This window comes from Streptomyces sp. NPDC101225 (genome assembly GCF_044767585.1).
Classification (GTDB): domain Bacteria; phylum Actinomycetota; class Actinomycetes; order Streptomycetales; family Streptomycetaceae; genus Streptomyces.
Genome location: NZ_JBIWOE010000005.1, coordinates 33,492 through 56,098 on the forward strand (window position 1 = coordinate 33,492; position 22,607 = coordinate 56,098).

Genomic DNA, 22,607 nt, shown 5'->3' on the forward strand with positions numbered 1-22,607 from the left:
CCGGTCGAACGCGTCGCGTCCCGGACGGGTGCGCGGACATGGGTTGGAGGACGTCCCCCTCCCCCGAAGGTGACGTCCTCCAACCGCTCCCCCGGCGCCGGACTTGTGGGCCGGCCGACCGCGTGGGGGGCGGTCCGTGCTGTCACCAGCACATGACCGCTGTCTCCCCCGGACCCCACGCGGAGTACAGACGGACACGGACGTAGTAGCGGCGGCCCTTGACCAGCCGGGCCTTCATCGTGGCGTTGTGCGGCTGCCCGCCGTCGTCGCGGCCCGCGACGTAGCGGGGCTCGTCGTCGCGTTCCTCGAAGAGGACCAGGACGCAGTCGTTCGCGCCGAAGGTGCCCACGGTGTACTCGCGGGTCTCCGGCGGGTCGATCACGAAATCGGCCTGCTCACCGGGCGCGAGGCGCAGCGGCACGGAGCGGAAGGGCTCCAGAGCGGGCAGCCGCGGCAGATCGGCCGGCGGGTACCAGCGCAGCGCGAATTCCTTGTCGGCGGGTGAGAGCGTGCCCGGCGGGTTCAGTCCCGCACGGAACTGCTCCGGCTCCAGGATCAGCCCGCCCGAGAACGGATACTCCATGATCGACTGCGGGTCCCAGACCGAGCCGTTGACCTCGGCGGGGTCCAGCTTGCGCAGAATGTTGAAGAACGTGGTCTCCCGGCTCCAGAAGTTCGGCGGGCCCGCCAGGTCGGCGTACACCGCCTCGTCGTCCCAGTGGATGCCGGCGTACGGGCTCTGGTGCTCGTGCAGCATGCCGAGCGCGTGCCCGATCTCGTGCAGGGCCGTCCCGCGCTCCCCGGGCGCGGTCAGGTCCCAGCCGAAGTTCATCGTGCGCTCCTGCTGCCCGGCCTGCAGGCAGTCCTTGCCCACGGCCGACCAGGAGCCGTCACCGACCTGGAAGCCGATGCGCAGCTCGGCCTCGGAGCGGTCGCCGACCTCGACGAAGGAGATCCCGGTGCCGAGGTCCTGCCACTCCCGGAAGCACGCGCGCACCACGTCCCGCTGCTCCTCGGCGCCGACCCACGACACCCGGCGGGACTGCCCCGTACCCGGTACGGGGATGACCGAGCCGTCCTCGGCGCCGTCGAAGAAGTAGTAGTGCAGGACCGTGCCGTTGACCCACATCGCCCGTCCGGCGATGAGCGCACCGAGCCGCTCGGCGGTCAGCCCCGGCGTGAAGGCGGGGGCCGACTGCTGCGCGAGGGAGCAGTAGCGTCCGGTCATGCGGACAGACTGCCGTGAGCGCGGCACCGGCGCCTGAGTCGAGGTCTACTCAAGTCGCCCTGTATCAGGAATGAGTACGCGCACTCATACTCCCGTGACGACCTTCGAACGCGACGCGAAGACCCTGGAACTGCCCTGGCCGTTCACCGGACGCGAGGACGAGCTGGAGCTGATCCGCCGGTCCCTGACCGCGGGCCACCACGGCATCGTGGTGACCGGCCCGGCAGGCTCCGGGAAGACCCGGCTGGTCACCGAGGCGGTGCGGGGCGGCGAGCGGGTCCGCGTGGCCGGGACCCCCGAGACCCGTCACATCCCCTTCGCCGCGTTCGCCCACCTGGTGCCCGAGACGGCCTCCCTGCACCGGGCGGTCCACCTTCTGTCGGGCGTACGCCTGCTGGTGGTCGACGACGCGCACCTGCTGGACGACGCCTCCGCCGCCCTCCTGCACCAGCTCGCCGTGCACGGCCGCACCCGGCTGATCGCCGTCGCCGCGGACGGCGCGCCGTGCCCCGGAGCGGTCTCCCGGCTGTGGACCGGCGAGCTGCTTCCGCGCCTCGCCCTGGAGCCGCTGCCCCGCGAGGACACCGAGCAGCTGCTGGCCGCGGGCGTCGGCGGCGGCCCGGAACCGCTCACCCTCAACCGCCTCCAGCACCTGTGCCGGGGCGATCTGAGGCTGCTGCGCGACCTGGTGGACACGGTGCGCGAGCACGGCCTTGTGACCCGCGGCACCGACACGGACGCCTGGGCCTGGCGCGGCCCGGTGCCGGTCACGGCGACCGTCCGCGAACGTGCCGCACGGGTGCTCGGGCACGCCGACCCGGCGGAGCGCGGCGCGCTCGAACAACTCGCCTTCGCCGAGCCCCTGCCGCAGCACCTGGACGGCCTCGACCGGCACCTCCTCGAGAACCTCGAGGCCGCCGACCTGATCCGCATCGACGACCACGGCACCGTCCACCTCGCGCACCCGCTGCACGGCCCGGTGCTCCGCGCCGCGGCCGGCCGGCTCAGGGCGGCCCGGCTGTCGCGTACGCCGGCCCAGTGCGAGGCGGCACTCGCGGCCGAGGCGGCCACGCTGACCGCGCGGATCGAGCGGGGGGACGTACGACCCGCGGCCACGCCGGTGGGGGAGTGGCTGGCCCAGGAGGGCGCGACGGTACCGGCGGGGTACGCCGCCGTGCGCGCCCGGTTCGCGCGGCTTCGGGGGGAGCTGCGTGAAGCGGCGGCCTGGGCGGGGGAGGGGCTGCGGGGCGCCGTGCACGACGTGCCCTGCCGCACCGAACTCGCCCTGGCCGCCGCGCAGTCGGGGGACGTGGACACGGCCGAGGAGACCCTGGCGGAGTGCCCGGACCTTCGGGAGCCGTCGGCCTGGCTGGCCGCGGCCCGCGGGGACGCCGACGCGGCCTTGGCCGCGATCGGCGACGTCACCGACGGCATGGTGCGCACCTACGGCGCGGCCGGCGACTGCACGGACACCACGTACGCGCTCTACGACCTCGTCCGCCTCGGGGCGCCGGAGAAGGCCGCCGAACGCCTCCCGGCCGGCGGCGTGTTCGCTCGGCACGCCGAGGCGCTGGCCCGCGCGGACGGGCCGGCCCTGGACCGGGCGGCCGAGGCCCTGGAGGAGCGCGGGTTCCAGCTGTTCGCCGCCGAGGCGCACGCGCAGGCCGTCCGCGCGCACCGCGACCCGCACGCCGCGCGCACCTCACGCACGCGTGCCGTCGCGCTGGCCCGCCGCTGCCAGGGCGCCCGCACCCCGGCCCTGTCCGGCCTGGTCCTCGGTGAACTGACCGCACGCCAGCGCCAGATCGTCACCCTCGCGGCCGCGGGCCTGAGCAACCGCCAGATCGCGGAACGGCTCACGCTGTCCATCCGCACCGTGGGCAACCACCTCTACAGCGCCTACGCCCGCCTCGGCGCGAGCGACCGGGGCGCGCTGCCGTGGCTCGTCGAGCTGCCGGAGGAGCAGCCCGCCTGAGCCGCGCCCATGAACCGGCGGTCTGACCCCCAGTATTCGGGGGAGGGGTCAGGCCGCCGCCTTGCGCCGTGACGTCCCTGCGGCGCCGGCCGTTCAGGCCGCGCCGAACGCGGTGAACGCCCAGCCCGTCGCCTGGTGCAGCGCGTCACCGGGCAGGGCGGCGCGTGCGTCGCGCAGTGCCTCCGCCAGCGACAGGCCCGTCTCCAGGCCCTTGTGCAGCGCGAGCATCAACGGCACCACCGCCGCGTCGTTGACGGGCGCGCTGCTGGCCACCACGCCCGCCGTGCCCAGCGGCAGCAGAGCGGTGACCAGGCCGAGGAGCTCGTCCGCGCCGACCGCGGCGAGCCGCGCCGTGTCGCAGCAGGACAGGATGATCCGGTACGGGCTGCGGTCCAGGCGCTCGAAGTCGTGCACGATCAGCGGGCCGTCGGCCATCCGCAGCGAGGAGAACAGCGGGCTGTCGGCGCGGAAGGTGCCGTGCGCGGCGATGTGCGCGAGCGCCGCCCCGTCGAGCGCCTCCAGGACGCGCGTGGCGCGCGCGGAGTCCTCCTCCAGCAGCAGCGGTGCGCCGTAGCGGTCGGCGAGCTCGGACACCTCCGCGCCGCCGGTGGCCAGCCCCGGGCCGCGCACCAGGACCTGGCGGCCGCCGGGCGGCGGCTCGGTCTCGCGGGCGCGCAGCCAGCTGCTCGCCGACGGGGACACGCTCAGCACCCGCTCGCGCAGGCTGGGCAGCAGCGCCCACGGCACGCTGTGCAGCCGGCCCGGCGGGACGACGACGACCGGCCCGGAGCCCAGCTGGGCGGCGGCCGGGCCGAGCAGCAGCTCCTCCAGACGGCGGCCCATGGCCTCGACCACCGGGAGCCGGCCCTCCGCGCCCGGGTGGGCGAGCCGGCGCAGTCCGGCCTGCACATGCTCGGCCTCGGTCTCGGCGTCGGCCAGCAGCCCCGCCTCGAACCGCCGCACCCGCCCCTGCCCGCACAGCAGCACCTGCACCCGCCCGTCCAGCACGGCGAGCTCCACCAGCCGTACGTCGCCCAGCCGTCGCAGCAGCCGGGCCGGTTCGAAGCGGTCCTCGGCGCCGGGCGCGGCGCCGCGCAGGTGCAGCGTCCGGGAGCGGATCTCCCGTTCCAGACGCCGCTGCTCCCGCTCCAGCACCGGGATCGGGCGGCCGTCCCGGCGCCCCTCCTCCGCGCGTGCGGCGATCTCGCGGAACGCGGTCAGATCGCCCAGCAGCGCCGGGTCGGCGGGCGGCCGGGTCGGCGGCGCGGCCAGGACCGTGGCACGCCACCGCTCGCTCCAGGTCAGCAGCCGGCGCGGGCCGCCGGAGTCGAGGCTGGCCTGCTGGGCCAGCGCGGCCAGCTCGGCGCCCTGCTCGGTGGCGCGGGCCCTGAGCTCCGAGGCGCCCAGGGTCATCCGGTGGTCGTCGAGCACGTCGAGCCCGCGCCGGCACGCCTCCAGGACGCCCCGCCCCGAGCCGGCCGCGCGGGCCCGCAGCGCCTGCGCGGCCCAGCCCGTCATCCGCGCCAGCGGCGGCCCGCCGTGCCGGGAGCGGGCGGCGACGGTCAGATGCCGCTCCGCGTCCGCCGTCCAGCCCAGGCCGAGCGCGATCCGGCCCGCCAGCAGCGAGGCCTCCGGAGCGGCCGGGGCGCCGAAGGACGCCAGCCGTTCGGCCACCGCCGCCGCGTCCGCGACCAGGCGCCCCGAGCGGCGCCCGGAGGCCACCCGCGACTGGAGCAGCACCAGCTGGGCGTGCGTCTCCCACCAGGTGCGGCGCTGCCCGGCGAACAGCCGCACCGCCAGCGCCGCCCGCGCGATCGCGGTGTGCGGATCGTCGGCGAGCCGGGCCGCGCGGGCCGCGGCCAGCAGCAGCTCCGCCTTGCGCGTGGACTGCCCGCCGATGCCGTCCAGCGCCCCGATCGCCGCGTCCGCGACGGTGAGCGCCTCCGGGGCGAGCCCGGCCGCCATCAGCACGTCGCAGCGCCGGATGGAGAGCATGAAGGAGGGCGTGCCGAGCTTGGCGTAGCGCTCCTCGGCCTCGTCCATGAGCCGCAGCGCCGCGGGGATGTCGCCCTGGCGGAAGGCGGCCAGGCCCCGGCTCTCCACCACGTCCGCCTTGTCGTGGTCCTGGCCGGTGGTGTCCCACAGCGCCTCGGCCGCGGTGAAGTCGGCGTCCGCCCGGTCCACCGCGCCGAGCGCCAGATGCACGGTGGCCCGCAACGTCAGCGCGCGCGCCGTCCAGATGACGTCGTCGGCCTGCCGCAGCACCGGGACGGCCCGGCGGACGTCCTCCAGCGCCTCGCGGTGGCGCCCCAGCACCCAGGAGGCGTAGGCCCGCCGGAACAGCACCCGCGCGCGGGTGTGGCCGCTGCTGACGGTGACGCCGCGCTCCAGCGCCTCCAGGCCCTGCCGGGTGCGCCCCGCGTGCACCAGTGCGACCCCGAGCGCGGCCAGGACGTCCGCCTCCCGGTCGGGCGCCTGCGCGCGGGCCGCGAGGTCGCGGGCCTGGCGCAGATGGTGCAGCGCCATCTTCATGTCGCCCCAGTCGCGCTGCCAGATGCCGATCACCTGGTGGGCGACGGAGGCCCGCCAGGGCGACGGACCGGCGTCGAGCACGCCCTGCGCCCGGGCCCGGGCCTCGCCCGGGTCGGCGAACACCATCGGCAGCAGTTCGAGCACCGTGTCGCTTGCCCCTGTCACTCCACGGATAGTAGTGGCCCCTGGTAGCGGCCACACCGGTTTGGTGCTGTATCAACCAAAGGCCCCGACACTCTGATTGACGACCGCCGCCTCACCGGGAGGGCCAACCATGGCGCCACAGCGATTCCGCGAGCAGTTCGACCAGATCCAGCGCTCGATGCCCGACGTCTCCCTGGCCCTGGGGCCCGACGACGCGGCCGAGTTCATCTACGAGAAGGGCGTGGTCCTCGCCCGTGACGGTGAGGAGGCGCGGCTCGTCGAGGACACCGTGCGCACGCACTTCACCGAGGCGACCGGACTCACCGCCGACCACGTGCGGCGGGTCGGCCCGGAGACCAACCGCTCCGGCATCACCCGCATCCAGGTCGGCGACCCGGGCCACGGCGACCGGCACGGCGACCGGTCGGTCGCGCACGCCCTGCGGGCCATGCGCGAGCACGAGGGACGGCAGCGGCGCCGCCTGGTCAGCCGCAACCACGTCGTGTCGATCGCCGTCAACTCCTGTCCCGGCGACGAGCCGGTGCCCGCCCCGCTCACCCAGGGCACCAACCCGGTCGCCGCCGAGGGCCGTCACGACGCGGACAGCGCCGTGGGCGTCCTGGTCATCGACAACGGCCTCACGCACGACTACGGCGCGGTGCCCCTCCTCGCCCACGTCCAGGGCGACCTGCACGGCACCGAGACCGACGACCAGGGCAACCTGCTGCAGTACGTCGGCCACGGCACCTTCATCGCCGGCCTGCTCGCGGCCGTCGCGCCCAACACGGACATCACCGTGCGCAGCACCCTCAACGACGCGGGCGCGATCCTGGAGTCGGAGTTCGGCGAGCGGCTGTTCGCCGCCGTCGACGAGCACGGCTGGCCGGACATCATCAGCCTCTCCGCCGGCACCTCCAACGGCCGCGTCGACGGCCTGATCGGGGTCGACGGCTTCATGCGGGAGCTGCGCGGACAGCGCACCCTGATGGTCGCCGCGGCCGGCAACAACGCCAGCGCCACGCCCTTCTGGCCCGCCGCCTACGCCTCCCAGCCCGAATTCGCGGACGTCGTCCTGTCGGTCGGCGCGCTGCGCAGCGACGGCGAGTTCGGCGCCTGCTTCTCCAACCACGGCGCGTGGGTGCGCGCCTACGCCCCCGGTGAGCGCCTGACCAGCGCGCTGACCGGCTTCGACGCGCCGGTGCCGTACCTGTACCAGCACTCCACCTACGACGCCTGCCGCTTCGGCTTCACCTACGCCTGCACCTGCCAGTACCCGCGCCACACCGGGGCGCTCAGCGAAACCGGCACACCCACCGCGGCCAAGGCCGACCAGGTGATGTTCGAGGGCTACGCGCACTGGAGCGGCACCTCCTTCGCGGCGCCCGTGGCCGCGGGCATGGTCGCCGCCTACATGACGGCCAACAAGGAGAGCGACGCGCGCGCCGCGTGCAGGCAGCTGCTGACGGCGAACACCGAGTTCGCGGAGGTGCGCGGGGCACATGTACCGGCGCTGCGCCCGGCCGGCTGGCGCCCGGCTTCGGTCGTGCAGCTGTCCCCCGGAGCATGATGTCCGGAACGGTCCCCTCCACGGCGTACGATGTCATGCCGTACTCGAGGGGTGGAACCGTGGACCGAGCAGATGTCGGCGCGCTGGTCCAGTCCGCCGTCGACGGTGACGCGGCGGCCTGGAAGGCGCTCGTGGAAGGGCTGAGCCCACTGGTGTGGTCCGTCGTGCGCTCGCACCGGCTCTCGGAGGCCGACGCGCACGAGGTGTACCAGACGGCCTGGTTCCGTTTTGCCCAGCATCTGGGCCGGATCCGGGAGCCGGAGAAGGCCGGGGCATGGCTGGCCAGCACCGCGCGGCACGAGTGCCTGAAGGTGCTCAAGGGCTTAAGGCGACTGAGCCCGACGGACGATCCGCAGCTGCTCGACCGGGTCAGCGAGGACCGTACGCCCGAGCAGTCGTTCCTCGACCTGGAGGAGGCGGCCGCCCAGCGCGAGCGGATCCGCCACCTGTGGCAGGAGTTCGAGGAACTGGGCGAACGCTGCAGGCAGCTGCTGCGGATCCTGATGGCCACGCCGCCGCCCAGCTACCAGGAGGTGTCCGCGGCGCTGGGCATCGCCGTGGGCAGCATCGGACCGCTCCGTCAGCGCTGTCTGCGGCGCCTGCGGGCACGACTCGAGGCACGGGGAGCGGCGTGAGGGACATGGACGACGACATGAGTGACATCAGCGGCGAGGACGCCTTCGACGGCGGGTTCCAGGGCGAGGACCTGGACCTCGACCTGCTGGAGGAGGAGCTGCGCCGGGCCACGGCCATCCTGGACCCGGTGCCGCCCGCACTGCGCCAGATCGCCGTGGAGGCCTTCGCGCTGCACGACCTCGACGCGAAGATCGCCGAGCTGACCTTCGACTCGGTGGTCGACGCGATCCCGGTGCGGGGAGCGGTGGACGTGCCGCGCATGCTGACGTTCCACGCGGGCGGGGTGACCGTCGACGTGGAACTGTCCGCGCAGGGCCTGATGGGGCAGGTGCTGCCGCCCCAGACGGCCGGGGTCGAGGTGCTCAGCGGCCCGGTCTCCGGCTCGCCCCTGGAGACCGACGCCATGGGGCGCTTCACCTACGGCGAGCCCCCCGCCGGCCCGTTCGCGCTACGGCTGCGGACCGGCGAAGGCGTGCTCGTCACGGACTGGCTGACCGCCTGAGGACGCCGGACCCTGCCCCTCACCAGGTGACGGGCAGGGTCTGCGGTCCGCGGATCATGGTCTTGCGGCGCCAGACGACCTCGTCGGCGGGCACCGCGAGCCGCAGTCCGGGCAGCCGCTCCAGCAGCGTGTCGACGAGCAGTTCGGTCTGCAGGCGGGCGAGCACGGCTCCGGTGCAGTGGTGCGGGCCGTTGCCGAACGCCAGATGCGCGTGGGGAGCGCGGTCGGGGTCGATCCGGTCCGGGTCGGGGAAGACCTCCGGATCGCGGTTGGCGGCCAGGTAGGAGACGTAGACGGGCTCGCCCGCGCCGATGCGCCGGCCGTGCAGCTCCACGTCCTCCAGCGCGATGCGGGCCAGCCCGACCGAGGAGCGGTGCGGGATGAAACGCAGCAGCTCGTCGAGCACGGGCCCACGGGCCCTCGGATCCCGCACCCGCTCGGCCAGCTCCGGCCGGGAGAGCATCAGGAACAGCATCTGGCCGCAGTTGTGGGTGACCGCCTCACCGCCGATCTGCAGCGGGCCGGCGAGCCCCACGGCCTCCTCCTCGCTGATCTCGCCCCGCCCGACGGCGGCACCGAGCAGCGCGTACACGTCCTCGTCGGCGCTGCCGGCCCGACGGCGGACGGTGTCGGTGATCCACCCGTACAGGCCCTTCTTGGCGCGGTCGGCGGCCTCGCTGCCGCCGGAGGTGGAGATGATCTGCCGCGTCCAGGCGTGCACCCGCTCCCGGTCGGCCACGGGCACGCCCATCACCTCGCTGACCACGGTGATCGGGAACGGCTCCAGCACCCGCTCGACGAGATCGGCCGGCGGCCCGTCGCCGACGACGCCGTCCACCAGGGCGTCGAGGACGCGCTGCGCCCGGGGCCGCAGCCGCTTCATCGCGCTCACCGTGAACGCGCCCGCGACCGGCTTGCGCAGCCGGTTGTGGTCCGGCTGGTCGGCCCAGGCGAGCGAGCCCGGCCGGGGCGCGAAGTTCGGGGCGAGCCGGGTCACCTGACGACGGGTGACCTCGGCCCGGCTGAACCGCGGATCGTTCGTGATCAGCTTCACGTCGTCGTACCGGGTCGCCAGCCACGCCCAGCCCTCACCGTGCGGCAACCGGATCCGTGTCAGCGGTCCCTCACGCATCAGCCCCGCGAGCGCCGGATCGAACTCCGTGCCGTCCAGATCGAGCGCGGGCCACTCCCGCACCGGCGGCGGCACCTGCTCCGTCAACGTGCTGATCTCCTCGGTCATGCCTTCCACCCTGGGGCCGCGCGCGGGGGCTGTCGCGCCGGAGTGCTCCAGGCGGAGGCCGGGCCGTCAGGGGCACCGGCGGGGCTGGGTCAGGGGCCGGACACGGCGTCGACGAGCGCCGCGAGGGCCGATGCCAGGCGGGTGAGGCCCGGCCGGTCGGGGCCGCCCGGCCCGGTCATGTACGTGTCGCGACGGATCTCCACCATCAGGGAGCTGACCCGGGGGTCCCGGCCGTGGAACTCCAGCGGTACGTAGGTGCCGGCGAAGGGGCTGTCGAGGCCCGTCCGCCCGCACGGAGCGAACGCCTTCCGTGCCGCGTCCCGCAGCGCGGGCGGGGTGTGGAAGGGGTCGGTGCCGAGGCAGATCGGCGGGCGGGGGCCCGTGCCGTGCAGTTCGTAGGGGAGTGGGACGGCCGGGTAGGAGTGGACGTCGATGATCACGGCGCGTCCGGTGGCGTCGAGCCGGTCGGCGACCGCCTCGGTCATGGCCCGGGCGTACGGCCGGAAGTAGCGGGCGATCAGCGGCTCGGGGTCGGTGGCGGGCGACCGGAGCGCCTCCTGGTGCGTGGTCCGGGTGTAGACCGCGCCCATGCCGACCGACAGCATCTCCTCCCGCTCGTCGGGGAAGCGCTCCGGGTCGACGACCAGCCGGGAGAGCCGGTTGACGAACCTCCAGGGCGCGAGGGCCGACAGCGTGCCCGCCACCTCGGCGATCTCGGCCGTGTGCGCGTCGGTGATGTGGTCCAGCTCCCGCTCCAGCGCCCCGTCGTCCAGCACGATGCCGGCACGGACCTCGGCCGGGACGTCCCGCGCCGAGTGCGGCACATGGAGGATCACGGGGGAGCCGGCGGCGCCGGGCAGATGGGCGAAGGACGGGGCGCTGCGGGGCATGGGCTGCTGCTCCTGGGGTGACGACGCGGCCGGGGCCGGGGAAGCGGCCCCCGGCCAATGATCGCGTGGCGCCCTCCGTACGACCGCGGCCCCGCCTGCCCGGCGCGCGGCCGGAGCCGGTCCACGACGGCGACGGCCCTCGGCGGTCGGCGGCACCACCGGTCCGGGCAGGGTCATGAAGACGGCGAACTCCGGGGCCCCGAGGGTGCGACCCGGTACGCGGCAGCGGTGTCGGACCCACGCCCTAGTCTCGATCCATGACCGTTCACGAGCTCTCGCGCACCGACGCCCGGCGCATCGCCGTGCGCGCCCAACTCCTGGACGCCGCACGGCCGGAGGGACTGCTCGGCGTGGTGCGCGGGCTGACCCTGCTGCAGATCGACCCGGTCGCCGCCGTCGCGCCGAACGCCGACCTCGTGGCGTGGAGCAGGATCGGCTCGGCGTACGCGCCGGGCGAGCTGGCCGCGGCGCTGGAGAAGCGGACGCTGGTGGAGCTGCAGGCGATGGTCCGCCCGGCGGAGGACATGGCGCTGTACCGCGCGGAGATGGCCGAGTGGCCGGAGCGGGGGACCCCGTCGTCGTGGCGGGAGTACCACCGGACCTGGGTCGCGGCCAACGACGCCTGCAGGCGGGACGTCCTCGACCGGCTCGCCGCCGGGGGACCGCTGCCCTCCCGCGCGCTGCCGGACACCTGCGCCGAGCCGTGGCGGTCGAGTGGCTGGAGCCACAACCGCAACGTCACCAAGCTCCTGGAGCTGATGGCGCAGCGCGGCGAGGTCGCCGTGGCCGGACGCCGCGGCCGCGACCGCCTGTGGGACCTGGCCGACCGGGTCTACCCCGAAACCGCGCCCGTCCCGGTCGAGGAGGCCCTGCGCATCCGCGACGAGCGGCGGCTGAGAGCCCTCGGCATCGCCCGCGCCCGCGGACCGGAGTGCCAGGTCGAGCCGGCCGACGTCGGCGAGGCGGGCGAACCGGCCGTCGTCGAGGGCGTCCGGGGCACATGGCGGGTCGACCCGGCCCAGCTGGGGCAGCCCTTCACGGGCCGCGCGGCCCTGCTGTCCCCCTTCGACCGCCTCGTGCACGACCGCAGGCGCATGGCGGAGCTGTTCGCGTACGAGTACCAGCTGGAGATGTACAAGCCCGCCGCCGAACGCCGCTGGGGCTACTTCGCCCTGCCGGTCCTCCACGGCGACCGCCTGGTCGGCAAGCTCGACGCCACGGCCGACCGCAAGGCCGGCGTCCTGCGGGTCAACGCCCTCCACGAGGACGCCCCGTTCACGAAGACCATGACCAGGGAGATCGGCCGGGAGATCGAGGATCTGGCGCGGTGGCTCGCGCTGGACCTGGAGCCGGTGCGGGCGGACTGACCGCGGACACGGCTCCGCCCCGGCGGACGCGGTGCCTGCCGGGGCGGAGCCGGGGAGCGGGGCGCGGCCGTCGGGCCGCGGACGTCAGCTCAGCGAGGCCAGCGCCTCGTTCCACGTGGCCGACGGGCGCATGACCGCGGCGGCCTTGGCCGGGTCGGGCTGGTAGTAGCCGCCGATGTCGGCCTGCCGGCCCTGGACGGCGATCAGCTCGTCGACGATCTTCCGCTCGTTCGCGGCGAGCGTCTCGGCGAGCGGGGCGAAGACCTTCGCCAGGTCCGCGTCGTCGGTCTGCCGGGCCAGCTCCTGCGCCCAGTACAGGGACAGGAAGAAGTGGCTGCCGCGGTTGTCGATGCCGCCGACGCGACGGGTCGGGGACTTGTCCTCGTTGAGGAAGGTCGCCGTGGCACGGTCGAGCGTGTCGGCCAGCACCTTGGCGCGGGTGTTTCCGGTGGCCGTGGCGTACTGCTCGAAGGCGGGCACGAGCGCGAAGAACTCACCCAGCGAGTCCCAGCGCAGGTAGTTCTCCTTGACCAGCTGCTGGACGTGCTTCGGCGCGGAGCCGCCGGCGCCCGTCTCGAACAGGCCGCCGCCCGCCATCAGCGGGACCACCGACAGCATCTTGGCGCTGGTGCCCAGCTCCAGGATCGGGAAGAGGTCGGTGAGGTAGTCACGCAGCACGTTGCCGGTCACCGAGATGGTGTTCTCACCACGGCGGATGCGCTCGACCGACAGCTTGGTGGCGTCGACCGGGGCGAGGACGCGGATGTCCAGGCCCTCGGTGTCGTGCTCCGGCAGGTAGGCGTCGATCTTGGCGATCAGGTTGGCGTCGTGCGCGCGGGTCTCGTCGAGCCAGAACACCGCCGGGTCGCCGGTGGCGCGGGCGCGGGTGACGGCGAGCTTCACCCAGTCCTTGATCGGCGCGTCCTTGGTCTGGCAGGCGCGGAAGATGTCACCGGGGGCGACCGGCTGCTCGATGACGGCGGTGCCGTTCTGGTCGACCAGGCGGACCGTGCCGGCCGTCTTGATCTCGAAGGTCTTGTCGTGGGAGCCGTACTCCTCGGCCTTCTGCGCCATCAGGCCGACGTTCGGCACCGAGCCCATGGTCGAGGGGTCGTAGGCACCGTTGGCCCTGCAGTCCTCGATGACGGCCTGGTAGACGCCCGCGTAGGAGGAGTCGGGCAGGACCGCGAGGGTGTCGGCCTCCTGGCCGTCCGGGCCCCACATGTGGCCGGAGGTGCGGATCATGGCCGGCATGGACGCGTCGACGATCACGTCGGACGGAACGTGCAGGTTGGTGATGCCGCGGTCGGAGTCGACCATCGCCAGCTCGGGCCCGTCGGCGATCTCGGCGTCGAAGGACGCCTTGATCTCGGCGCCCTCCGGCAGGGCCTCCAGGCCCTTGTAGATGCCGCCCAGGCCGTCGTTCGGGGACAGGCCGGCCGCGGCGAGCGCCTCGCCGTACTTCGCGAAGGTCTTCGGGAAGAAGGCACGCACCACGTGGCCGAAGACGATCGGGTCGGAGACCTTCATCATCGTGGCCTTGAGGTGCACGGAGAACAGGACGCCGTCCTGCTTGGCGCGGGCGACCTGCGCGGCGAGGAACTCGTTCAGCGCGGCGGCGCGCATCACGGAGGCGTCGACGACCTCGCCCTCGAGGACGGGTACCGACTCGCGCAGCACGGTGGTGGTGCCGTCCTCGCCGACCAGCTCGATCCGCAGCGAGCCGGCCTCGGAGACGACCACGGACTTCTCGGTGGAGCGGAAGTCGTCCCGCCCCATCGTCGCGACCTCGGTCTTGGAGTCCGAGGACCAGGCGCCCATGCGGTGCGGGTGGGTCTTGGCGTAGTTCTTGACCGAGGCGGGGGCGCGGCGGTCGGAGTTGCCCTCACGCAGGACCGGGTTCACGGCGGAGCCCTTGACCTTGTCGTAGCGGGCCTGGATCTCCCGCTCCTCGTCGGTCTTCGGGTCGTCCGGGTAGTTCGGCAGCGCGTAGCCCTGGCCCTGCAGCTCGGCGACGGCGGCCTTGAGCTGCGGGATCGACGCCGAGATGTTCGGCAGCTTGATGATGTTGGCCTCGGGCGTCTTGGCCAGCTCGCCCAGCTCGTGCAGGGCGTCCGGGATGCGCTGGTCCTCGGTGAGGTACTCCGGGAAGACCGCGATGATGCGCCCGGCCAGCGAGATGTCCCGCGTGGACACGGCGACACCGGCCTGCGAGGCGTACGCCTGGACCACCGGCAGGAAGGAATACGTCGCCAGGGCCGGGGCCTCGTCAGTGTGCGTATAGAAGATGGTCGAGTCAGTCACCGGGTGCTCCGCTCCACGTCTGCAACATTGCTCGACATCAAGATATCTCGTGATCGAGGCGGGCTCGAAAGGGGTCGGCCACACGTCCCGCACTCCGGCCCCCCGATCCGGGCGGCGGAACCGCCCCCGGGCCCGTCCGCGGCGGCCGCCGGCGCGATCGGGCGGGCGGCCGGCGCGACCGGGCAGGCCGCCGGTGCAGGCGGTCAGGCCGCCGGTGCAGCCGAAAGGGCGGTTCCCGCGGCGACGGCGCGGGGCTCCGTCGCCGGCGCCGCGGAGGTCCGCGGCCGGGGCCGGTCCGGCTTCCTGCCGCGTGGCGGTACGGCACCGGGACGCCGCGGATGCCCGGTCACCCGGACCGGACGCTCCCGCCCGTGACACCCGCTCGCGTCCCACGGGCGGACGAGCGGCCACCACGACAACTCGGCGACCTCGTAGGTCAGTCGAGGCGGACGGCGCTCGCGTCGCCCGCCTCCGCGTGGCGCTGCTGCGGGATCACCACCGAGCCCTGCTGCAGCGCCACGGTGCGCGCGGGCGAGGGGATGCGGATGCCCTCCTCGCGGTAGCGCCGGTGCAGCGCCTTGATGAACTCGTGCTTGATGCGGAACTGGTCGCTGAACTCGCCCACGCCCAGGATCACCGTGAAGCCGATGCGCGAGTCGCCGAAGGTGTGGAAGCGGATCGCGGGCTCGTGCTCGGCCACCGCGCCGTCGACCTCGGTCATCACCTCGCCGATGACCTCCGTCGTCACCCGCTCGACCTGGTCCAGGTCGCTGTCGTAGGCGACGCCCACCTGCACCAGGATCGTCAGCCGCTGCTCGGGACGCATGTAGTTGGTCATGTTCGTCCGGGCGAGCTCGCCGTTGGGGATGACGACGAGGTTGTTGGAGAGCGCGCGGACCGTCGTCTGACGCCAGTTGATGTCCTCGACGTAGCCCTCCTCACCGCTGCTCAGCCGGATGTAGTCGCCGGGCTGCACGGTCTTGGAGGCGAGGATGTGGACGCCCGCGAAGAGGTTGGCGAGCGTGTCCTGCAGCGCGAGCGCGACCGCGAGACCACCCACGCCCAGGGCGGTGAGCAGCGGCGCTATGGAGATGCCCAGCGTCTGCAGCAGCACCAGGAAGCCGATGGCCAGGACGAGCACCCGGGTGATGTTCACGAAGATCGTGGCCGATCCCGCGACGCCGGAGCGGGAGGTGGTGACCGCTCGCACCAGCCCGGCGATCACCCGGGCCGCCGTCACGGTGACCGCGAAGATGAGCACCACCGTCAGCACCTGGTTGACGTGGTGCTGCACGGTCGCGGTCAGCGGCAGCGCCGCGCCCGCGGAGGCGGCCCCGCCGACGACCGCCGCCCACGGCAGCACCGTACGCAGCGTGTCGACGATCACGTCGTCCCCGCTCCAGCGGGTGCGCTCGGCGTGCTTGCCCAGCCAGCGCATCAGGATGCGCAGCAGGAACGCGGCCAGCAGGCCCGCGGCCACCGCGATTCCGGCGATGACCAGGTCGTGCACGGTGACTGCGCGGTTCACCGGTCACCTCCGGACAGCAGATCTGCGGCGGACGGCGCCGCGGAGTACCGGATGTGAAGTGTCGTCACGTATCCACCTGCTCGTATGTCGACAGTACGGCCGCCCATCCTGCCGTACCCGGCAACCGGGTTCGGAACAGGACCGCGTCGGGCTCCGCCGGAGCCGTCACACGTCCCCGAACGACCCGTGCCGCCCCGCTCCCGAGGCGAACCGGGCCGCCCCCTCCAGGCTCTGGGCCAGCACGCTCCTGCCGTGCCGGAGCTCGCCGCGCAGGGCCGCCGTCTCGTCCTGGCCCTCCTGTTCCAGCACCGACGCCCGGTCGCCGCGCAGGCACGCCTGCGGGAAGCGGGCGATCGCGGCGGCCAGGGCCTCCGCCTCGACGCGCGCCGTGCCGGTGGGGACCACGCGGTTGGCGAGGCCCATGTCGTACGCCTCCTGGGCCGGGACCGGGCGGCCCGTGAGGATCATGTCCATCGCGCGGCTCCGCCCGATCAGACGGGGGAGGCGGACCGTGCCGCCGTCGATGAGCGGTACGCCCCAGCGCCGGCAGAACACGCCGAAGACCGCGTCCTGCTCGGCCACCCGCAGGTCGCACCACAGGGCGAGCTCCAGACCGCCGGCCACCGCGTGGCCCGCGACCGCGGCGATCACCGGCTTGGACAGCCGCAGCCGGGTGGGGCCCATCGGGCCGTCGCCGTCCTCCGTGACGCGGTTGCCCCGTTCGGTGCCGATCGCCTTGAGGTCGGCGCCCGCGCAGAACGTGCCGCCCTCGCCCCACAGCACCGCCACCCGCGCCTCCTCGTCCGCCTCGAACTCCCGGAAGGCATCGGCGAGTTCGGCGGCCGTCGGCCCGTCCACCGCGTTGCGGGCCTCGGGGCGGGACAGGACGACGGTGGTGACGTGTCCCTGGCGCTCGGTACGGACCGGCATCTCGGGTCCCCTTTTCCTGTGCGTGTTTTCCTGTGCGAGGCTGAAGTTCCCCACCGAGGGAGTGTTCCCGATGGCGGTCGAGGACGCGGCACCGCCCGTCGCCGTGGTGACCGGAGCCAACCGCGGCATCGGCTACGAGGTCGTACGCCGGCTCGCCGGGCGCGGCCACCGCGTGGTCCCCGACGACGGCCCGAGCGGAGGCTTCTTCCGCGACGGCGAGCCCGTGCCGTGGTGACGTGGGCCGGGTTCGGAGGACCGGCGACGGTCCGGCGGGGCGGATGGCCTTGGGCTGGATCGGTGCGCCCGGGGGAGGCGTCGGGTTCGTAGGTGTCGGGCCCCGGTGTCACCGTGAGCGCTGTTTCCACCGGGCCGATCCTGCCGGGCGGCGGGCGGAGCGGGGTTTCTTCCGCGACGGCGAGCCCGTGCCGTGGTGACGTGGGCCCGGTTCGGAGGACCGGCGACGGTCCGTCGGGGCGGATGGCCTTGGGCTGGATCGGTGCGCCTTGCGGAGCGGGGCTTCTTGCGGGTGGGGGTGACGCCCGTGCCCGGGGCGCTCCTGCCTGCTTCAGATGACCTTCAGCCGCACCAGCGCGCCCAGCGTCAGTGCCCCCGGCACCAGCGGCAGCCACACCGTGATGATCCGGTAGGTGAGGACGACGGCCGTGGCCACGGCCACCGGGGCGCCCGCCGCCACCAGCGCCACGATCAGCGCCGCCTCCACCGACCCGATCCCGCCCGGCGTCGGCACCACCGCGACGGCGACCGTGGCCGCCAGATACGCCACGGCCATGTGCAGCGGCGGCACCGGCAGCCCCAGCGACAGGCCGACCAGCACCAGCCCGGCCGCCTGGAGCGCGGGGAAGGCGAGCGAACCGCCCCACAGGGCCAGCGCCCGGGAGGGGCGGGCGTGCACCGAGCGGAGCTCGCCCAGCGCCGTCCGCAGGAAGGACAGCGCCGGCGTCCGCAGCCGCCGTACGAGCACCAGGAGCGTGGCGGCCCCGAGCGCGACCGCGGCGGCCGTGACCAGCAGCGGGCCCGTCGCACCCCGGGGCAGCAGGCTGTCGAGGCGCAGCGCGCCGGGGAAGGCGAGCAGCAGCGTGATCAGCAGCGCCACCCGGGTGACCGACTCCGCCAGCAGATACAGGGCCAGGGCGGCCGAGGAGCGGGCGAGCGGAATGCCGCAGACCGTCATGAAGCGCAGGTTCACCGCCCCCGCGCCGAGACCGGTCGGCAGCAGGTGGTTGGCCGAGCCGGCCGCGAACTGCGTGGCCAGCAGCCGCCGCCTGGGCAGCCGGTCGACGACCGCGCCCTGCCGGGTGAACGCGGCCGCCACCCAGGTCAGACAGGTCGCTCCGGCCGCCGCCAGCAGCCACGGCCACTCTGCGGCCCGCAGATGACCGAAGCCCTCCGCGAGAACCGACCGGTGCCGCACGGCGACGACGGCGACCAGCAGCAGCGGAACCAGGCACAGGATCTGGCGGACCGGGACGCGACGGGGGAGTCGTCCCGGCGGAGGGCCTTGGGGGAGTTGAACCGCGGTCACATCCGGAGAGGTTCTCCGCACCGCGCCAACTGCGGGTTGCGGGATCGCGGACAGCGTCTTACGGACGGGAAGCGGATGGGGACGCAGAGCCATGGAGTCCTTCGTGCGAGGGGACGGAGCGGCGGGAGTGTTGACCTCGACGGCTCTTGAGGTTCTACGTTCTCTCCCATGAGCATGGAGACCACAGCGTGGACACAGCTGCACAGTGTCATGACCGCCCAGCAGGAACGGCGTCCTGTGGCGCGTGCCACGCTGCGCCGTATCGCCGCCTTCGCCCGTCCGCACCGCGCCCGTATGGCGCAGTTCGTGCTGCTCGGGGTGGTGACGGCACTGCTCGCCGTCGCGACCCCGGTCCTGGCCGGACGCGTCGTGAACGCGATCGTGTCGGGCGACGACGAGGGCAAGGTCGTACGCCTGGCCCTGCTCATCGCGGTGATCGCGGTCGCGGAGGCGGCCCTGGGCATCCTCGGCCGGAGGCTCTCGTCGACGCTCGGCGAGGGGCTCATCCTCGATCTGCGGACGGCTGTGTTCGATCATGTGCAGCGGATGCCGGTCGCGTTCTTCACACGCACACGTACGGGCGCGCTGGTCTCCCGACTCAACAACGACGTCATCGGCGCGCAGCGTGCCTTCAGCAACACCCTGTCCGGCGTGGTGACCAACCTGGTCACACTGGTGCTCACGCTGGTGGTGATGCTCACCCTGTCCTGGCAGATCACCCTGCTCGCCCTGGTGCTGCTCCCGGTCTTCGTGGTGCCCGCCCGGCGCATGGGCAGCCGGATGGCCCGCATGCAGCGGGAGGCGGCCGAACTGAACGCGGCCATGGGCACCCGTATGACCGAACGGTTCTCCGCCCCCGGCGCCACCCTGGTCAAGCTCTTCGGGCGTCCCGAGGAGGAGTCCGTGGAGTTCGCCGCGCGGGCCCGCAGGGTCGCCCAGATCGGTGTGCGGACCGCCACCGCCCAGTCGGTGTTCATCACCGCCCTGACCCTGGTCTCCTCGCTGGCCCTCGCCCTGGTCTACGGCCTCGGCGGCTGGTTCGCCCTGCGCGGCAGCCTGCAGCCGGGCGCCGTCGTCTCCCTGGCGCTGCTGCTGACCCGCATGTACGCGCCGCTCACCGCGCTCGCCGGCGCACGCGTCGAGGTGATGAGCGCCCTGGTCAGCTTCGAGCGCGTCTTCGAGGTGCTCGACCTCAAGCCGCTGATCGAGGAGAAGCCGGACGCGCGTGCCGTGCCCGACGGCCCGGTCTCCGTCGAGTTCGACGCCGTCCGCTTCGGCTACCCCTCCGCCGACAAGGTCTCCCTCGCCTCCCTGGAGGAGGTCGCCTCGCTCGACACCCGCGGCGGCGCCGAGGTCCTGCACGGCATCTCCTTCCGCGCCGAACCGGGCCGGACCATCGCCCTCGTCGGCTCCTCCGGCGCGGGCAAGTCGACCATCGCGCAACTGCTGCCGCGCCTGTACGACGTGGACGAGGGCGCGGTGCGCATCGGCGGCACCGACGTCCGCGACCTCACGGCCGCCTCGCTGCGGGCCACGCTCGGCATGGTCACCCAGGACGGCCACCTCTTCCACGACTCGGTCCGCGCCAACCTCCTGCTGGCCGCCCCCGAGGCCACCGACGCCGAGCTGTGGGACGCGCTGCGCCGCTCCCGCCTCGACGATCTCGTCCGGTCCCTGCCGGACGGCCTGGAGACGGTGGTCGGCGAGCGCGGCTACCGCCTCTCCGGCGGCGAGCGCCAGCGCATGACCATCGCCCGTCTGCTGCTGGCCCGCCAGCGCGTGGTCATCCTCGACGAGGCCACCGCCCACCTCGACAACACCTCCGAGGCCGCCGTCCAGGAGGCCCTGACCGAGGCCCTGGCCGGCCGCACCGCCGTCGTCATCGCCCACCGCCTGTCCACCGTGCGGGCGGCGGACGTGATCCTGGTGGTCGAGGCCGGGCTGATCGTGGAGCGGGGCACGCACGAGCAACTGCTCGCGGCGGACGGACGGTACGCGGAGCTGTACCGGACCCAGTTCGAGCAGCAGTCCGCGGGCGTGGCGGACATCTCGGCCGCGGGGGAGCCGGTGGCGTAGCCGCCCCGGTGCGCTCCGGCGCGACGGCGCCCGTGGTGCCGGGCGACGGGGGTCCGGTGTCGGCCGGGGGCCGGGCGAACCGCGGCCGCGACGTCGGCCCGCAGCTCGTCGGTGAGCTCGTGCCCGCGTTCCAGGACGACGAACAGGGGTATCCAGCAGTCGCCGTGGTGCCACGGTCCTCGCCCGGCACCCGGCCCGCCCTGGCGACGACGTGGCCCCCGACCTGCTCGGCGACGACCGGCCCGACCGTACGGCGGCGTTCCACACCGAGACCCTGAGGCGGCGGCACGCCTGACACCGGCACGGCGGCGGCACGCCTGACACCGGCACGACGGCGGCACGCCGTCCGCGGCGCGCGAGGCCGGTTTCCGCGGCACGTCAATGTGAGTCCCGGAACACCCGACGGCGGCTGACCGGCCAAGCGATCCGGGGTAGCCTCCGAGGACCGCCCTTGACCTGCACACGCAGGCAGGGAGCAGACGAACCGGGAGTCCTCGTGCTGCGTACCATGTTCAAGTCCAAGATCCACCGTGCCACCGTCACCCAGGCCGACCTGCACTACGTCGGCTCCGTGACGATCGACGCCGAGCTGCTCGACGCCGCCGACCTGCTGCCCGGCGAGCTGGTGCACATCGTGGACATCACCAACGGCTCGCGTCTGGAGACGTACGTCATCGAAGGCGAGCGGGGGTCGGGCGTGATCGGGATCAACGGCGCCGCCGCGCATCTCGTCCACCCCGGCGACCTGGTGATCATCATCAGCTACGCTCAGGTGAGCGACGCCGAGGCCAGGGCACTCGAACCCCGGGTCGTGCACGTGGACCGCGACAACCGCATCGTGGCCCTGGGCGCCGACCTGTCCGAGCCGGTGCCGGGCTCGGACCAAGAGCGCAGCCCGCAGGCCGTCCCGGCCTGATCCTCACCCCCTCGGACCAGGAGCGTGCCGATGAGCGAGATCGAGATCCGCGACGACCGGGCCGCCGGTCGCCTGGAGGCGACCGGCGGGGGCACGGACGGTGAAGTCGTCGGCCACATCGAGTACTTCGTCCTCGCATCGCCCGCGCGCGCCCTGGTCCCCGTGCACACCATCGTCGAGCCGGCCCACGAGGGAAAGGGCATCGCGGGCTCGCTGGCCCGTGAGCTGTACGCCCTCGCCGCGCGCGAGGGCATCGTCGTCGCCCCCCTGTGCCCGTACGTCGTCAAGTGGGCCGAACGCCACCCCGACGAGGCCCCGGCGGCCGACCCTCGGCTGCTGCGCGCGGCGAAGCACTGGCTGGTGGAGCACCCGGGCCGCTTCTGAGCCCCGGCAGAACGTCCGGGCCCGCCGCGGGGGCCGGGTGGCGGTGGCGGACGAGCCGGCCGCTGCACCGGTCAAGGCAGTTGCCGGGAGCGGAGCATCCTGGGCCCCACGGCCCCACGGCCCCACGGCCTCCACGGCCCCACGGCGTCACTGATCCGGGAGGAGGCCGGAGCCGCAGGGCTCCCCGCCCGGGTACGCACCCCCTCGTCGAGGGTGCCTGGGAGCGTTTCGAGGCCGGCCACACCGACGACGAACGCGCCCGCCGTGCGGCGGCCGCGATCGGCTCGGCCGCCGGCACCGGCGCGACCGTCCTTGCCCGGGGCTCCATGGCTCCGGCCGCACACCTCACGAAGACCACGGTGCCGGTGCCGCCGAGCCCCTGGCCGGGCCCGGCGACGGGCAGCCGAGACGGCACGCGACGGCCCGCGGCAGGGCCGCCCGGGGCCGTCGCCGTCCCCGGGCGGGTGAGTGGCGGGCCGGGCGTCGGGTACGCGGGGAGTAGTCCAGAGCCGACGTCGACCGACTGGCCGGAGGACCCCATGACCGACCCGTACCCCGAGCCCGTACCACCGGGACCCACGCCCGGCGGCCCGGACCCGCAGCCACCCGACCCGTACCCCTCACCGGTCCCGACTCCGCAGCCCCCGGGCCCGGAGCCCACTCCGCCGCCGCAGCCCCCCTCGCCGCCGGTCCCCACCCCGCCCCCGGACCCCTCACCGTCCCCGGTCCCCCCGGGCCCGGAGCCGGTCCCGAATCCGGAACCGGGTCCGCCGCTGAGGTAGACGGACCGATGACGCAGGCGGTGGGCGAGTGTGCGAACACCGCCCACCGCAAGGCCCCTTCAA

17 protein-coding genes are annotated in these 22,607 nt (G+C 74.1%); 9 read left to right on the forward strand and 8 right to left on the reverse strand.

Annotated features, from left to right (window positions below):
• Window positions 1–142: 142 nt before the first annotated feature.
• Window positions 143–1,228, reverse strand: coding sequence for a M12 family metallopeptidase (locus ACIRPX_RS08930; protein WP_404190377.1), 1,086 nt, complete (start codon window positions 1,226–1,228; stop codon window positions 143–145).
• 70 nt (window positions 1,229–1,298) lie between these two features.
• On the opposite strand from ACIRPX_RS08930, the gene ACIRPX_RS08935 reads away from it, so the two are divergent.
• Window positions 1,299–3,203 (forward strand): LuxR C-terminal-related transcriptional regulator, encoded by a 1,905-nt coding sequence (locus ACIRPX_RS08935; protein WP_404190380.1) that lies wholly within the window; start codon window positions 1,299–1,301, stop codon window positions 3,201–3,203.
• 93 nt (window positions 3,204–3,296) lie between these two features.
• Here the strand turns inward: ACIRPX_RS08935 and ACIRPX_RS08940 are convergent, their stop codons facing one another.
• Window positions 3,297–5,861: a CHAT domain-containing protein gene (locus tag ACIRPX_RS08940; RefSeq protein ID WP_404191190.1), complete on the reverse strand. Its 2,565-nt coding sequence runs from the start codon at window positions 5,859–5,861 to the stop codon at window positions 3,297–3,299.
• A 148-nt stretch (window positions 5,862–6,009) separates the two neighbouring features.
• Here ACIRPX_RS08940 and ACIRPX_RS08945 point away from each other — a divergent pair, with 148 nt between their 5' ends.
• From ACIRPX_RS08945 to ACIRPX_RS08955, 3 genes are read left to right on the forward strand one after another with little or no spacing between them, the layout of a single operon-like run.
• A complete protein-coding gene (locus tag ACIRPX_RS08945) occupies window positions 6,010–7,446 on the forward strand; it encodes a S8/S53 family peptidase (protein ID WP_404190382.1) in 1,437 nt (478 codons plus the stop codon).
• A gap of 35 nt (window positions 7,447–7,481) precedes the next feature.
• A complete protein-coding gene (locus ACIRPX_RS08950; RefSeq protein ID WP_404190385.1) occupies window positions 7,482–8,081 on the forward strand; it encodes an RNA polymerase sigma factor in 600 nt (199 codons plus the stop codon).
• Between the two features lie 17 nt (window positions 8,082–8,098).
• On the forward strand, window positions 8,099–8,584 hold the full coding sequence (locus tag ACIRPX_RS08955; RefSeq protein ID WP_404190388.1) for a hypothetical protein: 486 nt from the start codon (window positions 8,099–8,101) through the stop codon (window positions 8,582–8,584).
• A gap of 19 nt (window positions 8,585–8,603) precedes the next feature.
• Here the strand turns inward: ACIRPX_RS08955 and ACIRPX_RS08960 are convergent, their stop codons facing one another.
• Window positions 8,604–9,824 (reverse strand): cytochrome P450, encoded by a 1,221-nt coding sequence (locus ACIRPX_RS08960; RefSeq protein ID WP_404190391.1) that lies wholly within the window; start codon window positions 9,822–9,824, stop codon window positions 8,604–8,606.
• 89 nt (window positions 9,825–9,913) lie between these two features.
• Window positions 9,914–10,714: an N-formylglutamate amidohydrolase gene (locus tag ACIRPX_RS08965; protein WP_404190394.1), complete on the reverse strand. Its 801-nt coding sequence runs from the start codon at window positions 10,712–10,714 to the stop codon at window positions 9,914–9,916.
• Between the two features lie 257 nt (window positions 10,715–10,971).
• On the opposite strand from ACIRPX_RS08965, the gene ACIRPX_RS08970 reads away from it, so the two are divergent.
• Window positions 10,972–12,081: a DNA glycosylase AlkZ-like family protein gene (locus ACIRPX_RS08970; protein WP_404190397.1), complete on the forward strand. Its 1,110-nt coding sequence runs from the start codon at window positions 10,972–10,974 to the stop codon at window positions 12,079–12,081.
• A gap of 84 nt (window positions 12,082–12,165) precedes the next feature.
• Here the strand turns inward: ACIRPX_RS08970 and ACIRPX_RS08975 are convergent, their stop codons facing one another.
• From ACIRPX_RS08975 to ACIRPX_RS08985, 3 genes are all read right to left on the reverse strand, one after another.
• The gene (locus tag ACIRPX_RS08975) at window positions 12,166–14,385 is read right to left on the reverse strand and encodes an NADP-dependent isocitrate dehydrogenase (protein WP_404190400.1); all 2,220 of its coding nucleotides are present in this window, start codon (window positions 14,383–14,385) and stop codon (window positions 12,166–12,168) included.
• Between the two features lie 436 nt (window positions 14,386–14,821).
• Window positions 14,822–15,913, reverse strand: a complete 1,092-nt coding sequence (locus ACIRPX_RS08980) for a mechanosensitive ion channel family protein (RefSeq protein ID WP_404190402.1) — start codon at window positions 15,911–15,913, stop codon at window positions 14,822–14,824.
• A gap of 165 nt (window positions 15,914–16,078) precedes the next feature.
• Window positions 16,079–16,843: a crotonase/enoyl-CoA hydratase family protein gene (locus ACIRPX_RS08985; protein WP_404190405.1), complete on the reverse strand. Its 765-nt coding sequence runs from the start codon at window positions 16,841–16,843 to the stop codon at window positions 16,079–16,081.
• A 70-nt stretch (window positions 16,844–16,913) separates the two neighbouring features.
• Between ACIRPX_RS08985 and ACIRPX_RS08990 the strand changes: the two genes are divergently transcribed.
• Entirely contained in the window at window positions 16,914–17,078 is a 165-nt protein-coding gene (locus tag ACIRPX_RS08990; protein ID WP_404190407.1) for a hypothetical protein, read from the forward strand.
• Window positions 17,079–17,408: 330 nt separating this feature from the next.
• On the opposite strand, the gene ACIRPX_RS08995 is transcribed toward ACIRPX_RS08990, so the two are convergent.
• Window positions 17,409–18,386, reverse strand: coding sequence for a YbhN family protein (locus ACIRPX_RS08995; protein WP_404190410.1), 978 nt, complete (start codon window positions 18,384–18,386; stop codon window positions 17,409–17,411).
• A 168-nt stretch (window positions 18,387–18,554) separates the two neighbouring features.
• On the opposite strand from ACIRPX_RS08995, the gene ACIRPX_RS09000 reads away from it, so the two are divergent.
• The 3 genes from ACIRPX_RS09000 to ACIRPX_RS09010 all read left to right on the forward strand — a co-directional run bounded on the left by ACIRPX_RS09000 (window position 18,555) and on the right by ACIRPX_RS09010 (window position 21,762).
• The gene (locus ACIRPX_RS09000; protein WP_404190413.1) at window positions 18,555–20,462 is read left to right on the forward strand and encodes an ABC transporter ATP-binding protein; all 1,908 of its coding nucleotides are present in this window, start codon (window positions 18,555–18,557) and stop codon (window positions 20,460–20,462) included.
• Window positions 20,463–20,958: 496 nt separating this feature from the next.
• Entirely contained in the window at window positions 20,959–21,378 is a 420-nt protein-coding gene (gene panD, locus ACIRPX_RS09005; RefSeq protein ID WP_404190416.1) for an aspartate 1-decarboxylase, read from the forward strand.
• A gap of 30 nt (window positions 21,379–21,408) precedes the next feature.
• Window positions 21,409–21,762 (forward strand): GNAT family N-acetyltransferase, encoded by a 354-nt coding sequence (locus ACIRPX_RS09010; RefSeq protein WP_404190418.1) that lies wholly within the window; start codon window positions 21,409–21,411, stop codon window positions 21,760–21,762.
• Window positions 21,763–22,607: the final 845 nt, after the last annotated feature.

Coding starts and splice junctions, on each gene's coding strand:
- ACIRPX_RS08990 (WP_404190407.1), top strand. CDS start 16,914: ATGGCGGTCGAGGACGCGGCACCGCCCGTCGCCGTGGTGACCGGAGCC.
- ACIRPX_RS08935 (WP_404190380.1), top strand. CDS start 1,299: ATGAGTACGCGCACTCATACTCCCGTGACGACCTTCGAACGCGACGCG.
- ACIRPX_RS08970 (WP_404190397.1), top strand. CDS start 10,972: ATGACCGTTCACGAGCTCTCGCGCACCGACGCCCGGCGCATCGCCGTG.
- ACIRPX_RS08985 (WP_404190405.1), bottom strand. CDS start 16,843: ATGCCGGTCCGTACCGAGCGCCAGGGACACGTCACCACCGTCGTCCTG.
- ACIRPX_RS09000 (WP_404190413.1), top strand. CDS start 18,555: ATGAGCATGGAGACCACAGCGTGGACACAGCTGCACAGTGTCATGACC.
- ACIRPX_RS08960 (WP_404190391.1), bottom strand. CDS start 9,824: ATGACCGAGGAGATCAGCACGTTGACGGAGCAGGTGCCGCCGCCGGTG.
- ACIRPX_RS09010 (WP_404190418.1), top strand. CDS start 21,409: ATGAGCGAGATCGAGATCCGCGACGACCGGGCCGCCGGTCGCCTGGAG.
- ACIRPX_RS08940 (WP_404191190.1), bottom strand. CDS start 5,861: ATGGTGTTCGCCGACCCGGGCGAGGCCCGGGCCCGGGCGCAGGGCGTG.
- ACIRPX_RS08965 (WP_404190394.1), bottom strand. CDS start 10,714: ATGCCCCGCAGCGCCCCGTCCTTCGCCCATCTGCCCGGCGCCGCCGGC.
- ACIRPX_RS08945 (WP_404190382.1), top strand. CDS start 6,010: ATGGCGCCACAGCGATTCCGCGAGCAGTTCGACCAGATCCAGCGCTCG.
- ACIRPX_RS08930 (WP_404190377.1), bottom strand. CDS start 1,228: ATGACCGGACGCTACTGCTCCCTCGCGCAGCAGTCGGCCCCCGCCTTC.
- ACIRPX_RS08950 (WP_404190385.1), top strand. CDS start 7,482: ATGCCGTACTCGAGGGGTGGAACCGTGGACCGAGCAGATGTCGGCGCG.
- ACIRPX_RS08955 (WP_404190388.1), top strand. CDS start 8,099: ATGAGTGACATCAGCGGCGAGGACGCCTTCGACGGCGGGTTCCAGGGC.